The 14,419-nt window shown below is 65.6% G+C and carries 13 protein-coding genes; 3 read left to right on the top strand and 10 right to left on the bottom strand.

All coding sequences use genetic code 11. The features are described 5' to 3' along the window. Positions 1-16 precede the first annotated feature (16 nt). The 5 genes from OTER_RS12430 to recF all read right to left on the bottom strand — a co-directional run bounded on the left by OTER_RS12430 (position 17) and on the right by recF (position 5,624). Complete coding sequence (locus tag OTER_RS12430) at positions 17-1,837, bottom strand: SulP family inorganic anion transporter (RefSeq protein WP_012375271.1); 1,821 nt, start codon at positions 1,835-1,837, stop codon at positions 17-19. 107 nt (positions 1,838-1,944) lie between these two features. Continuing rightward, positions 1,945-2,646, bottom strand: a complete 702-nt coding sequence (locus OTER_RS12425) for a DUF3667 domain-containing protein (protein WP_012375270.1) — start codon at positions 2,644-2,646, stop codon at positions 1,945-1,947. Positions 2,647-2,656: 10 nt separating this feature from the next. Further along, positions 2,657-3,268 carry a crossover junction endodeoxyribonuclease RuvC gene (locus OTER_RS12420; RefSeq protein ID WP_044891747.1) on the bottom strand — a complete coding sequence of 204 codons (612 nt, stop codon included), beginning with the start codon at positions 3,266-3,268 and terminating at the stop codon, positions 2,657-2,659. 192 nt (positions 3,269-3,460) lie between these two features. Then, positions 3,461-4,366 (bottom strand): sulfite exporter TauE/SafE family protein, encoded by a 906-nt coding sequence (locus OTER_RS12415; RefSeq protein ID WP_012375268.1) that lies wholly within the window; start codon positions 4,364-4,366, stop codon positions 3,461-3,463. A 157-nt stretch (positions 4,367-4,523) separates the two neighbouring features. Next, positions 4,524-5,624 carry a DNA replication/repair protein RecF gene (recF, locus tag OTER_RS12410; RefSeq protein ID WP_012375267.1) on the bottom strand — a complete coding sequence of 367 codons (1,101 nt, stop codon included), beginning with the start codon at positions 5,622-5,624 and terminating at the stop codon, positions 4,524-4,526. 272 nt (positions 5,625-5,896) lie between these two features. Between recF and OTER_RS12405 the strand changes: the two genes are divergently transcribed. Beyond that, a complete protein-coding gene (locus tag OTER_RS12405; RefSeq protein ID WP_012375266.1) occupies positions 5,897-6,418 on the top strand; it encodes a peptidylprolyl isomerase in 522 nt (173 codons plus the stop codon). Positions 6,419-6,666: 248 nt separating this feature from the next. Here OTER_RS12405 and ald read toward each other — a convergent pair whose 3' ends face one another. Next, the gene (gene ald / locus OTER_RS12400; protein ID WP_012375265.1) at positions 6,667-7,767 is read right to left on the bottom strand and encodes an alanine dehydrogenase; all 1,101 of its coding nucleotides are present in this window, start codon (positions 7,765-7,767) and stop codon (positions 6,667-6,669) included. 290 nt (positions 7,768-8,057) lie between these two features. On the opposite strand from ald, the gene OTER_RS12395 reads away from it, so the two are divergent. Together OTER_RS12395 and OTER_RS12390 are read left to right on the top strand one after the other, a co-directional pair. After that, the gene (locus tag OTER_RS12395; protein WP_012375264.1) at positions 8,058-9,371 is read left to right on the top strand and encodes a LemA family protein; all 1,314 of its coding nucleotides are present in this window, start codon (positions 8,058-8,060) and stop codon (positions 9,369-9,371) included. A gap of 122 nt (positions 9,372-9,493) precedes the next feature. Further along, the gene (locus OTER_RS12390) at positions 9,494-9,988 is read left to right on the top strand and encodes a dihydrofolate reductase (RefSeq protein WP_012375263.1); all 495 of its coding nucleotides are present in this window, start codon (positions 9,494-9,496) and stop codon (positions 9,986-9,988) included. Between the two features lie 100 nt (positions 9,989-10,088). On the opposite strand, the gene OTER_RS26190 is transcribed toward OTER_RS12390, so the two are convergent. The 4 genes from OTER_RS26190 to ispE form a co-directional block, all read right to left on the bottom strand. Then, a complete protein-coding gene (locus tag OTER_RS26190; RefSeq protein WP_158305426.1) occupies positions 10,089-10,232 on the bottom strand; it encodes a hypothetical protein in 144 nt (47 codons plus the stop codon). A 318-nt stretch (positions 10,233-10,550) separates the two neighbouring features. After that, on the bottom strand, positions 10,551-11,264 hold the full coding sequence (locus tag OTER_RS12385) for a cytidylate kinase-like family protein (RefSeq protein WP_012375261.1): 714 nt from the start codon (positions 11,262-11,264) through the stop codon (positions 10,551-10,553). A 184-nt stretch (positions 11,265-11,448) separates the two neighbouring features. Then, on the bottom strand, positions 11,449-13,212 hold the full coding sequence (ptsP, locus tag OTER_RS12380) for a phosphoenolpyruvate--protein phosphotransferase (protein ID WP_012375260.1): 1,764 nt from the start codon (positions 13,210-13,212) through the stop codon (positions 11,449-11,451). Between the two features lie 86 nt (positions 13,213-13,298). Next, positions 13,299-14,213 (bottom strand): 4-(cytidine 5'-diphospho)-2-C-methyl-D-erythritol kinase, encoded by a 915-nt coding sequence (ispE, locus tag OTER_RS12375; RefSeq protein WP_012375259.1) that lies wholly within the window; start codon positions 14,211-14,213, stop codon positions 13,299-13,301. Positions 14,214-14,419: the final 206 nt, after the last annotated feature.

The raw sequence follows: 14,419 nt of genomic DNA, 5'->3' as shown, positions 1-14,419 counted from the left end.
CGGCCGCCGGGCGCGATCATTTTTTTGCCTGCTCGTCCGACGGTTTGCCGTCCGGATTGAGCGCCTGGTCCGCCCGCTCGATCGCGCTGCTCAGTTCCTGCCGCGCTTGCTGCAACCGTCGCCGCTCGTCTTCAAGCGGATCCTTCGGCATCGCTACCGGCGGCAGTCCGAGGATTTCCCGCGCGCGCTCCAGCGCGGCGTCGATGTGCGGACAAACATTCTCGCGCCCGATCCGCTCGAGGAATCCCGCGTTCTCCATCACGAACATCGGCTGCGTGTGCGGTGCGCTCAGTACCAGACTCTTCCCCTTCCGGCGCAGCCGTTCGTAGAGATCCTCCAGCGCATTCAAGCCCGTGGCATCGATCGCCATGACCTTCCGCATGCGCAGGATCAGCACGTCCGGCTCCTGCTTCTCGCGGCGCAGCGCGCTCTCGAGCTTGTCCGCGGCCCCGAAGAAGAACGCTCCAAACATCCGGTAGATCATTACGCGTTCCGGAATCTGTTTGCCGACCAGCGAATGGTGCGAGCCTTCCGTCTCCGTCGCCTCGTCCACCGCGGTGATCTGGCTCGTCTCGCTGACGCGCTTGATGAACAACACCGCCGCGAGAACCATGCCGATCTCGACCGCGACCGTGAGGTCGATGATGACCGTCAGCCCGAAGGCGGTGAGAAACACCAGCGCATCGCTGCGCGGCCACTTCGGCAACCGCGCGAAATTGTGCCACTCGCCCATGTTCAGCGCCACGTTCACCAGCACCGCGCTCAGCGTCGCCAGCGGGATGAACTTCGCGAGCGGGGCGGCCACGAGGATGATGCCGAGCAGCGTGATCGCGTGGATGATGCCCGCGATCGGCGTGCGGCCGCCGGACTTCACGTTGGTCGCCGTGCGCGCGATCGCGCCGGTCGCCGCGATGCCGCCAAACAGCGGCGCCGCGATGTTCGCCAGACCCTGCGCCATCAGCTCCTGATTCGAATCGTGCCGGTCATCGATCATGCCGTCGGCCACCACCGCGCACAGCAGCGATTCGATCGCGGCCAGCAGCGCGATCGTGGTCGCCGGCTGGATGAGGTTGCGGAGGTTCGCCCATTCGATGGTGGGGAACTGGATCGCGGGCAGCGCCTGCGGAATGTCGCCGAACCGGCTGCCGATCGTCTCGACCGGCAGCTTGAGCAGCATCGCCGCCACCGTGCCGACCACCAGCGCGACGATCGAGCCGGGCACGCGCCGCTGCCAGCCCTTCGGCCAGAAAATGATGATTGCCAGCGAAGCCAGCGCCAGCACCAGGGTCGGCCACTGGGTCGTGCCCAGATGCTCGCCGAGCACCATCATCTTCTCCATGAATTCCGACGGCACCTTTTCGACCGACAGCCCGAGGAAGTCCTTGATCTGCGTGCTGAAGATCAGCACCGCGATGCCCGAGGTAAACCCCATCGTCACGGGATACGGGATGAACTTGATCATGCTCCCCAGCCGCGCGAAGCCCATCAGGAACAGGATCACTCCCGCCATGATGGTGCAGATCGCGAGGTTCTCCGCCCCATACTTCGCGTAGATTCCGTAGAGAATGACGATGAACGCGCCGGTCGGGCCGCCGATGTTCACCCTCGTTCCCCCCAGCGCGGAGATGATGAAACCCGCGACGACGGCGGTGAAAATGCCGGCCTGCGGAGGCACGCCGGAGGCGATGGCAAACGCCATCGCCAGCGGCAAAGCCACCACGCCGACGGTGATGCCGGCAGCCAGATCGCTCATGAACCGGTCGCGCGAGTAGCCGCGCAGGCAGTCCATCAGCTTGGGACGAAACGCAAAATAGGACGAAGAACCTTCTTCACTCATGTGAGTTGGCGAGCATGCGCTTCTCGTGCGCGCACGGCAATACCCCGCCTTGTCTTTCGCTGCGCACGGATTGCCGCCAGGCATTTAACCGTTGCATACATAATGAGTTACAGGATCACCCACACAACCGCAGCGAGCGCAGCGTAGAAAATCGCGTAAACGACCGCCGTGATCAGCACCGCGCCGGTGATCGCCGACCACCACGCCTTCGCGACCACACCGCGCAGCACCACGGCGAAATAGCCGACGATCACCGTGAAGTAGACGGCGTCCGCGATCCCCGCGGCTGTTTGGCCGAAATGATGGAACGGCAGCACCGCCAGCGAAAACAGATTCTGTTCGCCGAACACATAGGCGTTCATCGCAAGATGCTCCGCATAATTCAGCCTTTTCGCACGGAAGCACCAGCGCGTGCCGAGCGCGAACCACGGCACGGTGAGCAGCAGCAGCGCGTTGCCGAACCGGTCCATCGCCCGCGCAATGCCCGCCGCGATTTCGGCGTGCTGCTGGTTCGCCTCCGGCGGAATGCTGGCGAACCAAAAGGCGATCAATGCGAGTGAAACCATGAGCGCCAGAAACTTTGCCGGATTCACGTAATCCGCCCGCTTGCCCGCGAGGTAGTCCTCGATCGTGCCGCCCGGTCGCCGCAGCAGCGCGGCCGCCGTGTGCATCAAACCGCGTTCCCAGTTCGCCAGTTCAGTCACGTAGTCGAGCAACGTGCGCATCGTCAGCCGTGTGACGCCGCTGCGCTGGCCGCAGTGGGGACAATACCGGCCGGTGAATTCCTCGCTGCAGTTGAGGCACCGCATGGCAGAGGCTCTACTCCCGCCAAGTGAACGCGTGGCAGAGCGCCACGCCCGCGGCATCGGCTTCGTCCGACGCCAGCGGCCGGCCATGGCCGAGCAGGGCCATCACGGTCCGCGCCATCTGTTCCTTGCTCGCGCGGCCCGCGCCGACCACCGCCTGCTTCACGCGGAGCGGCGCATACTCAAACACCGGCCGGCCCTGCAACGCCGCGACCGCCATCGCCGCGCCGCGCGCGGCGCCGAGGATTTGTGCCGTCTGGAAGTTCTGCACGAAGATCGTCTGCTCGAGCGCAACATGCCGCACCTCCGTGCCGTCCAAAAACGCGAGCACCGCACGGTGGATTTCCGCCAGCGCCTGCGCCATCGGCAGCCGCGCCGAAACGCGCACCGTCTGGCAGCGCAGCAGCACCGGCGCCCGGCCCGGCGCGAACTCGATCAACGCCAGCCCGGTACCGCGCAGCGACGGATCGATCCCGAGCACGCGACCGGCAAACGCGGTTCGCGGACGCAACCCGAGCGCCGCTTCGGCCGTCGCGGCCGCGCCGACGGGCAGTCGCGAGGGCGCCGGGAGAGGTTTCCCCGCGAGCTTCGCCGCCCACATCTGCCGGACATTCATGCGCGCCATGACAACCCTTAAACGCAGAGACCGCGGAGAACGCGAAGAAGAAAATCACCTCCTCCGCGCTCTTCACGTGGCAAAAACTCGGCGCGAATCACCATCGAGTATCTCCCGGTTTCCGCGGCCTGGCACAGGACGGTCCGCATCCGCACCTCGTCCATCCGCGGCAATCCGAGCAATCCGTGGTGGTTTCCGGGCTTAACACAACAGCTTCACCCCCGCCGCCGCGCTCAATGCCAACGCAAGATTCTCGAACAGCCGCTGATTGATGCGCAGGAGAATCTTGCGCCCGATCCACGCGCCGAGAAACACCGCCGGCGCGAGCCAGAGATTCAGCGCGAAGCTGCCGCCATTGATCAATCCGAGGTTCACCATGAACGGCACCTTGAACAGGTTCAGCAACAGGAAGAACACCGCGCCCGTGCCGACGAACTCCATCTTCGGCAGCCGCATCGCCAGCAGGTAAATGACCATCAGCGGCCCGGCGGCGTTCGCCACGAGTGTCGTGAACCCCGCGAGCACACCAATGGTCGGCGCGAACCACCAGCCGTGCGACGCCTCTTGCGGTTGTACGGCTGGATCGCCCGACCCCGCCGTGATCACCGTTTTCGCGGCGGGGTCAGGCGACCCCGCCCTCCAAACGCTCGTATCATTCTGCCCCGTAGCCGCACCGCTCCGCGGTGCGGACCGCGCCGTAACCGACGCGGCTACATTCTGCGGTTTGATCCCTGCTGCCTTCGGCTTTATCACGCGCCGTCCCACATGCAGCGCCAGCAAGCTGAGCACGATCAGCCCGATCATCACCTGCGCCTGCCGGTCGTCGATCCGGCCCAGCGCAACGAATCCGATCACCACGCCGATCGCCGTCCACGGGAACAGCCGCCACAGGAACCGCCATTGCGTGTGCTGCCGATACGATGCAACCGCAATGATATCGCCGAAGATCAGTAGCGGCAGCACCACGCCGGTCGCCTGCTTCGCCGGCATGATCTGCGCGAAAATCACCACGAACAGCATGCCGAGCCCGGCAATGCCCGTCTTGGAAACGCCCACCAGCAGCGCCCCGATCACCGCGAGCACCCATTGCCAGAGTTCGAAATGCATCATCTGCCTCTGCCTGTCGTTCTCCTGGCTGACAAGTTGCAGCGCAGCCGCACGGCATCGCCGTGCCGTTCGCTTCGAAACCGACGCGCCTACGAAGCTGCGGGCTCGATTGGGAGCGCGACTCCCTCGTCACGCTTTCCGCGACATAAAGCCAATCCTACAACTCGGGCGTCTCGGCCGCGGCCTCGAATTCCCCGCTCTTCACCTCGAACACCTGCCATTCGCCGAGCTCGGCGTCCGGCAGACTCGTGCCGGTGGCGAGGATCTGTGATTCCGGATCGATGCTCGCCCAGAAACGGCGGCGGCGCAGCGGGTCGAGTTCTCCGAGCACGTCGTCCGCCAGCAACACCGGCCGTGTGCCGCTCTTCTCGTGTCCCCACTCCGCCTGCGCCAGTCGCAACGCCAGCACGAGCGAGCGCTGCTGGCCTTCCGATGCAAAATCCTTCGCCGCCGTCCCGCGCACGACGAAACTGAAATCATCGCGATGCGGCCCGACCAGCGTGGTACGAAACTGCGCGTCGCGCCCCCGACTCGACTCGAATCGCGCGAGCCACGCCTCGGTCGAGGGTCCGTCAAAACTCGGTTCGTAGTGCAATCCCACCTTTTCGGCCGCGTCACCAGCGCACAGCCGGTCGTAGGCGACGGCAAGTTTCGCGCCGAGCAGCGCGAGGGCCGCCGTGCGCGTCGCCAGCAGCGCGACTGCCGCCGGCGCGAGTTGCTGCTCGAAGGCGTCGAGCTCGGCATCTGCCGCGTTGCCGCGTTTGAGGAGCGCATTGCGGTCGGCAAGCGCACGCGAATACGTCTGCAATGCGCGCAGATAGCCGGCGTCCATCGACGCGAGCGTCAGGTCCAGCCAGCGCCGCCGCAGCGCCGGCGCGCCGCGGACCAGATGCAGGTCCTGCGACGAAAACACGACGGTGGGAAACCGGCCGAGGTGATCGGCCAGCCGCGTTACGCGCGTGGCATCACTCCAAAGTTCCTTGCCGTCACGGCGCAGCTTAATCGTGAGCTTCGTGTCTCCGAGCTGTTCATGCGTCAGCTCGCTGCTGATTGCGCCGGTGTGCTGTCCGTGCTGGATCAGCAGCTTGTTGTCAGTCGTGCGAAACGAGCGTAGCGCGGTGAGAAATCCCGCTGCTTCGAGCAGGTTCGTCTTCCCCTGACCGTTCAGCCCGACCAGGAACTGCTGCCGCCCGCTGAATGCGAGCGCGGCAAACCCGACGTTGCGGAAATGCCGGAGCGTGAGATGCCGAAGCCGCATGAGGAAGCGCCCACCACGAAACACACGACAGGCACGAAAACGAGACGCAATTGGCGGACGCAATCGGAGCTGCCCGCGAATCACACGAACGGGCGCGAAGGCGCTGGTTCACCGACGCAACTCGCCACCCTTCGGTCGGAGGCGCGGCGAGCCTCTCGCGACGCGGCCCATGGCGGTTCATTCGCGGCCATTCGCGTGATTCGCGGGCCAAGATCGACGGATCCGATTTGGTTCTTGCGCGGACATGCGGGCCTGCGTTCCTTGCCGCCTTCATGAGCACCTCCGCACCCGCCAAGGAACACGCCATCATCAAGACCACGTACGGCGAAATGGAACTCGCCTTCTGGCCCGACGTCGCACCGAAGACGGTCGAGAACTTCAAGAAACTCGCGCGCGAGAAGTTCTATGACGGCACAGCGTTTCACCGGATCATCAAGGGCTTCATGATCCAGGGCGGCTGTCCCAACACGCGCCAGGGCGAGACCGGCATGCCAGGCACCGGCGGCCCGGGCTACAAGATCAAGGCCGAGTTCAACACCAAGTCGCACGTCCGCGGCGTCATCTCGATGGCGCGCTCGGCGCATCCCGATTCGGCCGGCAGCCAGTTCTTCATCTGCCATGGCGACGCCAAGTTCCTCGACCGGCAATACACCGCGTTCGGCGAACTCGTGAAAGGCGACGACGTTTTGGAGCGGATCGCGACGGTCCCGACCGAGCACGGCGGTGGCGGTGAAAAGAGCACGCCGATCGACCGCGTCGAGATCGAGAGCATCACGATCGTCCCGGCGAACTGAGGCGGGCAGCGCGGGCGTCTCGTCCGCAACGCCTCGATCCGTGGAGTCTCCGGTTTTCACGCCGGCTCATTTGCAGAGACAGCCCGCCGTACCCGGCGGGCTTTTTCGTTCCATCGCCAGCCTACAGCCGATCCGATGGAGCCGCGCTCGACGGGCGCAGCCTTCGCCGCGCGCCGCCCGCAGCCAGGCTCGGATCCTCAACTCTCAACCCTGAACGCTCAACCCGATCGGCTCTAAGCTCGGGACGCTCAGCTCTCCGCCCGGCCATAGCCCAGCGCGTGTGCCACGGCTTCGTTCACGATCCGGCCGTCGCGCGTGTTCACGCCTTTGGCGAGACCGGGAGACTCGGCTAGCGCCCGTTCCGGGCCTTTTTCCACGAGCATCGCGACGTAGCGTTCCGTCGCCTGCGTGAGCCCCAGCGTCGAGGTGCGGCCCACCAGCGCCGGCATGTTCGGCACCGCGTAGTGGATGACGCCGAGTTCCTGGTACACCGGCTTCTCGTGCGAGGTTGGACGAACCGTTTCAATGCAGCCGCCCTGGTCGATCGCGATGTCGACGATCACGCTGCCCGGCCGCATGCGAGCGACCATCTTGCGCGTCACCACGATCGGTGCCTTCGCCGCGGGAATCAGCACCGCGCCCACGAGCAGATCGGCATCGGCTACCGCCGCTTCGATGTTCGCCGGATTCGCGACCAGGGTGACCACGCGCCCGCGATATTCCATGTCGAGCGCCTCGAGCTTGCGGGTTTCGAGATCGAGCACCGTCACGCGCGCGCCCATCCCGGCCGCCATCTGCACCGCATGCGCGCCGGAGTTGCCCGCGCCCACGACCACCACGTGACCGGGCATCGTGCCGGGAATGCCACCGAGCAACACACCCGAGCCGCCGTGCTGGGTCTGGAGGAAATACGCGCCAATCTGGATCGAGAGCCGGCCGGCGATGTGCGACATCGGCTTCAACAGCGGAAATTGTCCATCCGCGGTCTCAACCGTTTCATACGCGATCCCGAGGATACGTTTGCGCTGCAGCGCCTTCGCGAGTTCCGGCCCCGCGGCGAGATGCAGGTAGGTAAACAGTGTCTGGCCCTCCTGCATGAGGTCGTATTCAGAAGCTAGTGGCTCCTTGACCTTCAAAATCAGGTCGACCGATTTCCAGACTTTCGCGGCCGAGCCGACGAGCGTGGCGCCGGCGGCGCGATACTCCGCATCCGCGAAGCCGGCGCGCACGCCCGCCGATTTTTCCACCAGCACTTTGGCTCCGCTCTTCACGCAGCGGCGGCAAAGGCTGGGCGTCATCGAGACACGCGTCTCGCCGGTTTTGATCTCTTTGGGGATTCCGATAAGCATGGCGGGAGCTTGCGAACGTTGTGCGCCGACACAAGCGCAAGGCCGCAGCTTCGCGACTGGCCGCGCTTTCCGCCCACCTTCCCTCCCGCCGCCCTGCGCCTCCCAGCTCTCCAGCGCGCCGCAAAAGAGTAACCTATTAGGTTACTCTTCGCAGCGGCTTCTCCTTAGGCGAAGTAACCTATTAGGTTACTCTTTGGACGTGATTGAAGAGAGCCCTCAAGGGGAACTTCGGTGCGCGATGCACTGGTCGCGCTTGGAAAAATCCCCGCGGTGCGCCACAACCTTCGCGTATGGACGGTTCCAATCCGCTTCCCGTCGTGCTGTGCGGCGTCGCCGCGGGCGCGTTTCTCCTCGGGAGTCTGCACCTGCGGCGGAAGCAGCGGCTGCTGCATGATCTGCCCACGTCGAAGACCCAGGGCGTATTCATCGGGCTCGTTGAGGTCGCCGGCACCGCCGAATCGTCGGCGCCCCTGCGCGGTTATCTCAGCGGCGCGACCTGCGTGCACTTCGACTACGAGGTGCAGGAACATTGGTCCCGCACGGTGACGGAGACCTACACCGACAAGGAGGGCAAAAGCCGGACCCGCACGCGGCACGAGAGCGGCTGGACCACCGTCGCGCATGGCGGCGAGACGCAGGATTTTTATCTGCGCGACGACACGGGCGCCGTGCTCATCCGCCCCGCCGGCGCGAAGGTCGAAGCGCAGACCCTCTTCGAGCAGACGGTGAATCGTGGCGATCCGCTTTACTACGCCAAAGGTCCGGATCACGCGGTGGCAAACTCCGATCATCGACGGCGGTTTGTCGAGCGCGGGCTGGCGCTGCACACGTCACTTTACGTCGTCGGGCAAGCCCGCGAGCGGGCCGACGTGGTCGCGCCGGAGATCGCGCAGGACCGCAACGCACCGCTGTTCCTGATCAGCACGCGCACCGAAAGAAGCGTGCAGACGCGGCTCGCCGTCGGTTCCTGGGTTTGCTGGGCGCTGGGACTCGTCGCAGCGGTCGGCGCTGCGTTGTTCGCGATGCAAAATCTTCCCCCGGGGTCGTTCGCTCCGCTGGCCATCGCGCTCGGCGGCTATCTCGGCGGCTGGGCGCTGGGCTGGACCTGGATGGTGTTCAACAGCCTTGTCTCGCTGCGCAATCGGGTCCGGCAAGCGTGGTCGCTCATCGAGGTGCAGCTGAAGCGGCGGCACGACTTGCTGCCGAGCCTCACCTCCGTCGTGTCGGCGCTGAGCACGCATGAACGCTCAACGCAGACCGCGGTCAGCGCGCTGCGCAGCCAGATCCAGGCGACTCCGCCCGGCGTGGCCGGCCCGGACTTCGCGGGGGTCGCGGCCGCTCTCCGCGGCGTGGCGGAAGCCTATCCCGAGCTGACCGCGCAGGACTCGTTCGCCCGGCTGCAGCGCGAACTCGTCACCACTGAGCAGCGGATCGCGCTCGCGCGGTCGTACTACAACGACATCGCCACGCAGTTCGCGACGCGACTCGAACGGATTCCCGACGGTTGGGTCGCGCGGCTCGCCGCGATGAAACCTCAGCCCCTGCTCGCCGCTGCAGACTTCGAGCGCGCCCGCGTCGACGTGCAGTTCGCCGATGCCGCGTGATCTCCGCACCATGTAACCTAACAGGTTACCCGATGGTCGGACGGCGATCGTGAGGACGACGGACGTGGCGGGCGAAGATTGCGCTCGACGCCGCCGACGGCTTTGGTGTGGCCCAGCCTTTCATGCTCCCCGCCTTTAACGTGATCGTCGCCTGCTCGGAAAACCGCGTGATCGGGCGCGCGGGCCGGCTCCCGTGGCGCATTCCCGAAGACTGGAGCTTTTTCCGGCAGCGCACCGCACGCTCCACCGTCGTGCTCGGGCGAATCAGTTTTCAGTCGTGGCGCAGCGTGCTCGAGGATGAGCGGCGCGCCGTGGTGCTGACTCGCAACACCTCCCTCGCCGGGGATCGCGTCGAGGTTGCGCATTCGCTGACCGCGGGCTTGGCCGCCGCCGGCGCGCACGGGCGGGAAATCTATGTTTGCGGCGGACAACGCGTGTTCGCGGAGGCGATCGCGTTGCCTTCCGCCACGCGACTCTACCTCACGCTGATCCACGCACACGTTGACGGCGATCGCACGTTCCCTGAATGGCGGCACGAGTTTCCGCGCGTACTGGAGCAACGGGAAGGTGGGGACGAGAACTACCGCTACACGTTCTTCACGCTGGCACGAGCGTAGCGTCGCTGGTTTGAGTGAAGCCACAGCGCTGCGAGCCACCGCAATGAGGCGGCCCCAGGTCGCCGCCTAGTCCACGGTCTCCCGCTCTTGCTGTCGCGCATCACGGCTTTTTCCGCACGGACGACGGCACGTTGGTCTTCGGCGCCTGGGTGGCCGGCGCGTTGCGCTTCGCGCGGCTCGCGCCAACGGCGACAGCAATCACGATGGCGACGCCAAGAACGATCAAAATGGTTTCGATACCCATGACGGGAGTGGTTGGTACCACCATAGGCCGGCGTTCGTCAGCTCACCATCGGGAGCCGGCCCGAGCGCCGTGTCGGGCTACCCAGCGTGCGCAGTTGTAGACCGGCGCCCGGAAATCGGGCGCTCGCATCGGTCCCGCACGCGAACGTTTCCTGCCAACGTCACATGCCTGGCGTGGCAGATCGCCTTGTCCGCCAAGCGCGGTCTCGGTTCGTCGCGGCGTTGACGACAACGCGGTCCGTACGGCGAAAGCCACGCGGCGACGAGCGAGCGCCTGGGAGGCCACGCGCTCCACCTTTCGCGTCGGTGGGACGTGCGCTCACGCGACCGTCGGAACGCCCACGCGATTCAGCAGCGTCCGCACCGCGAGATCCACCGCGAGGTCCGGATCCACGGTCGCAACGTTGATCAACAGATCGTAGGCGCTCGCCCGATCGATGTCGGTCGCGAATACCGAACGGACGTAATTGCGCCGCGCCGCTTCGACCCGGAGATTGTAGTGGACCGCTCCTTCCGGTGTGAGCCCCATTTCCGCCGCGGTGCGCTCGGAGCGAACGACCGCCGGCGCGACCAGTCTCACATGCAGCCCGCCTCCGATGCCGTCGGTCGCGCAATTGGCGCCGCGACCAACCAGGATCGCGTAGCCGGTGCGCGCAATCTGCCGCATCAACTCGTTGGTTTGCTGAATCAGGTTCCAGATGCTCGGATGCAGCCCGAGCAACTCGCCAATCGACGCGTCGATCTCGGACACGTGGTCTTCGGGCAGGAAACGCGCGAGCCGCGGCGAGAGATGCTCCGATTGCAGCATCGTTTCGACGAGGTTACGATCGAACACCGTCCAAGGCGTTTCGCCCGGCAGGTCGCGATCGAGCCGCGTGGCGAGCGCGCGCGCAAACGTCGACCCGCTGGCGCCGGATTCGCGGGAGACGGTTACAAACGGTCCGGATTCGTGGCCGGAGGGGCGGCGACCCGCGCGGCTCAGGTGAACGTTCAGGTAGGCCTCGGCGTGGCCGAGCGAGGGTTGTAGGTGCATCACAACCTCCTTTCTTTCGGGGTTGGCCGTAGTCTAGGCCCGAACCGCGCACAATTGAAGTGCGAAGATGGAATCTTTTCGCCGGCAGACGGGCAGAGTGGCACGGGCGTCCCGCCCGTGATTCTGGTGGGCCGCCGTTCCCAATCCGCGACCTGCACGGGCGAGACGCCCGTGCCACCGTTTCTCAATCCACTGAAACGCGCGCGCGGTAAAACGCCTCGCACTTGGCGTAGATTTCGCGGGGCGAATTCATCTGCAGCGCTTCTTCCGCCAGCGCTCGCGCATCCGCCATGGTCATGGCCCGCACGATGTATTTCACCGACGGAATCCACGGCGGCGCCATGCTCAGGCAATCGATGCCCATGCCCAGCAGCAGCGGCGCGTAGACCGGATCCCCGGCCATCTCGCCGCACACGCTCACCTCCAACTTGCCGCGATGACCTTCGGCGACGATCCGCCGCAGCGTTCGCAGCACCGCGCAATGCGTCGGTTCGTAGAGGTGCGCAATCCGGTCGTTCACGCGATCGATCGCGAGGATATACTGGATGAGGTCATTGGTCCCGATGCTGAAGAACGCGCAATCCGGCGCCAGCAGATCCGCGGTCTCGGCCGCGCTCGGCACCTCGATCATCGCGCCCACCGGGATGTTTTCATCAAATGGCACGCCGCGCGACTTCAGGTCGCTCATGCAATCCGCCAAAACCGCATTCGCCCGCGCGAGCTCCTCGTGCCCGCTGATCATGGGGTACATGATCTTCACCTTCCCGTAGGCGCTCGCCATCAGGATGGCGCGCAACTGGTCGCGGAAAATATCCTGGTGCTCGAGGCAGAACCGGATCGCCCGGAAACCCATGAACGGGTTGTCCTCCTTCGGGAACAGCTCCGGATTGCCCGCCATCGGCTTGTCGCCGCCGAGATCGAGCGTGCGGATCACCACCGGGTTCGGCGCGAGGCCCTCCGCCACGGCCTTGTAGGCGAGAAACTGCTCCTGCTCGCTCGGCACGCGGGATGAGCTGAGGAACAGATACTCGGTCCGGTACAGCCCGACGCCGGCGGCATTGTAGTCGCGCACGAGCTTCACCTCGTCCGGCTTCTCGATGTTCGCCATCAGCGTCACGGGCACGCCGTCGAGCGTGACCGCCGGCTCCTGGTTGGCTTTGAGCAGCCGGCTCTCGAAGGTCTTCTTCTGCTCCTGAATCTTGCCGTACCGGAAGAGCGTGCTCTCCGACGGGTTGACAATCACCACGCCATCGTAGCCGTCGATGATCGCCCAGTCGCCGTGCTTCACGCGGTGCGACAGGTCGCGCAGCCCAACGACCGCCGGCACTTTCATCGAACGCGCCACGATCACCGCGTGGCTGGTCTTGCTGCCGGTGTCGGTGACGATCCCGAGCGCCGCGCTGCGATCGATGCTGGCGGAATCGGAGGGCGAGATGTCGTTGGCCACGACGATCCGCTTGTCGGCCAGTCGCGTGAGCGAGTTCTCCGCCTGGCCGAGCAGGTTCTGCAACACGCGTTGCGCGACGTCGCGGATGTCGCCGGCGCGCTCGCGCAGGTATTCGTCGTCGATTTCGGAGAACGCCTTGATGTAGCGCTGCGAGACTTTGTTGAAGCAGGTCTCGATGTTGCGGCCCGTGGTCTCGAATTCGCGGATCGTCTCGCCGATCAGCGCCTGGTCTTCGAGCACGAGCAGATGGGCATCGAAGATGAGTGCCTCCTCGGGTCCGAGGTTGCGCTCCACCTCGTCCTGGATTTTTGCGATCTGCTGCCGCGTCACCAGCAGCGCCTTCTCGAACCGCGCGACCTCCTCGATCCGCTTCTCCGGTTCGACCTGATAACTCGGCACCTCGACGTCGCTCTGGATGTAAACGAAGATCTGGCCGTAGGCGATGCCCTGCGAGGCGGCGATGCCTTGGACCGTGAATTCGTTTTTGACGCTAGTATCCATTAAGAAGCCCTGAACCGACGGCTTCGGGGTGGCGACGGCAGTGCCCGACCATAACGCGGTTGGGGGCAGACGGGGTCAATTCGGATTTATTGCAAATGCGTCTGAATGACAAATGCAGATTCTCCCCATGCTCGACGTACCGCCGCGCAGATCTCCGCGACCGGCGCGTCGTCCGGCAGAAAGGCGAAACACGCGCTGCCGCTGCCGCTCATTCCGGTCGCCAGGCCGAACTCCCGGAGGAGGCGTTCCAACATCAGCGGCAGCGCCGGAAACTTCGCAAATGCCGCGGATTCCATGTTGTTGAACACGAGCTCAGCGATCGGGTCGCGCGACCGATCGCCCGCTACGTCCATCCACCGCGCCAGCCGCTCCTCCGCGGCGGTGGCGGTGGCGTAGCCGCCAGGCGCCGCTGCGACCAGCCGGCCGTAGGCCCACGCGGTCGAAATCGCAAAAGCCGGTTTGAAGACGAGCAACCCACGCCCGCGCAATCGCGCCGCGGCCCGCTCCGGCAGCGGCTCCACGCGGTCGCCCCGGCCACGCATCACCACCGGTCCATCGTGCAGGAATAGCGCGCAATCCGAACCCACGCTCGCCGCGAGGCGTGCGAGCTCGACCGCATCCAGCGGCGTGGCTGCCAAGGTGTTGAGCGCGCGCAGGGCCGTCGCGGCGTTGCTGCTGCCGCCGCCAAGCCCCGCGCCCACCGGGATGCGTTTTGTCAGTGCGAACCGCGCCCCACCCAACCACCCGGTCGCCGCGCGAAACGCCTCGGCCGCTTTCAGAATGAGGTTCGCCTGATCGATGGGCACGCCCGGGTCGTCACAGGTCAGCGTAAAGGCGCTGCGCTCGTGGTTCGCCGCCGCGACTTCTTCGACGACCAGCGTGTCGCCCCACGCGAGCGGCGCAACGACCGACACGAGATCGTGAAATCCATCGGCGCGCCGGCCCGTGATGGCGAGCATCAGGTTGATCTTGGCAGGAGACTGCAGCGTCAGCGTGCGCACAGAGGTTGGGGAAAACTACCGCACACCCCGTGCCGCGCTTCAATCCCGGGTTTGGCTGCCGCTGCACACCGGCCGTCAATTGTAGGGGCGCCGCTTGCGGCGCCCGTCCTAGAGTCCGCGCCATCGAGATGCGCATCTCAATGCGTCAGGGCGCCGCACGCGACGCCCCTACAAATCCTCGCCGGAGGATTGTTTGCCACGCCGCC

The sequence above is a fragment of the Opitutus terrae PB90-1 genome, from assembly GCF_000019965.1.
GTDB lineage: Bacteria > Verrucomicrobiota > Verrucomicrobiia > Opitutales > Opitutaceae > Opitutus > Opitutus terrae.
The sequence above is the reverse complement of the archived record's forward strand: the minus strand, read 5'-3'. Positions and strand labels throughout refer to the sequence as shown.

Bases quoted from the DNA above. Each gene is read 5' to 3' on its own strand.
- OTER_RS12430 (WP_012375271.1), bottom strand. From the start codon at position 1,837: ATGAGTGAAGAAGGTTCTTCGTCCTATTTTGCGTTTCGTCCCAAGCTG.
- OTER_RS12425 (WP_012375270.1), bottom strand. From the start codon at position 2,646: ATGCGGTGCCTCAACTGCAGCGAGGAATTCACCGGCCGGTATTGTCCC.
- OTER_RS12420 (WP_044891747.1), bottom strand. From the start codon at position 3,268: ATGGCGCGCATGAATGTCCGGCAGATGTGGGCGGCGAAGCTCGCGGGG.
- OTER_RS12415 (WP_012375268.1), bottom strand. From the start codon at position 4,366: ATGCATTTCGAACTCTGGCAATGGGTGCTCGCGGTGATCGGGGCGCTG.
- recF (WP_012375267.1), bottom strand. From the start codon at position 5,624: ATGCGGCTTCGGCATCTCACGCTCCGGCATTTCCGCAACGTCGGGTTT.
- OTER_RS12405 (WP_012375266.1), top strand. From the start codon at position 5,897: ATGAGCACCTCCGCACCCGCCAAGGAACACGCCATCATCAAGACCACG.
- ald (WP_012375265.1), bottom strand. From the start codon at position 7,767: ATGCTTATCGGAATCCCCAAAGAGATCAAAACCGGCGAGACGCGTGTC.
- OTER_RS12395 (WP_012375264.1), top strand. From the start codon at position 8,058: ATGGACGGTTCCAATCCGCTTCCCGTCGTGCTGTGCGGCGTCGCCGCG.
- OTER_RS12390 (WP_012375263.1), top strand. From the start codon at position 9,494: ATGCTCCCCGCCTTTAACGTGATCGTCGCCTGCTCGGAAAACCGCGTG.
- OTER_RS26190 (WP_158305426.1), bottom strand. From the start codon at position 10,232: ATGGGTATCGAAACCATTTTGATCGTTCTTGGCGTCGCCATCGTGATT.
- OTER_RS12385 (WP_012375261.1), bottom strand. From the start codon at position 11,264: ATGCACCTACAACCCTCGCTCGGCCACGCCGAGGCCTACCTGAACGTT.
- ptsP (WP_012375260.1), bottom strand. From the start codon at position 13,212: ATGGATACTAGCGTCAAAAACGAATTCACGGTCCAAGGCATCGCCGCC.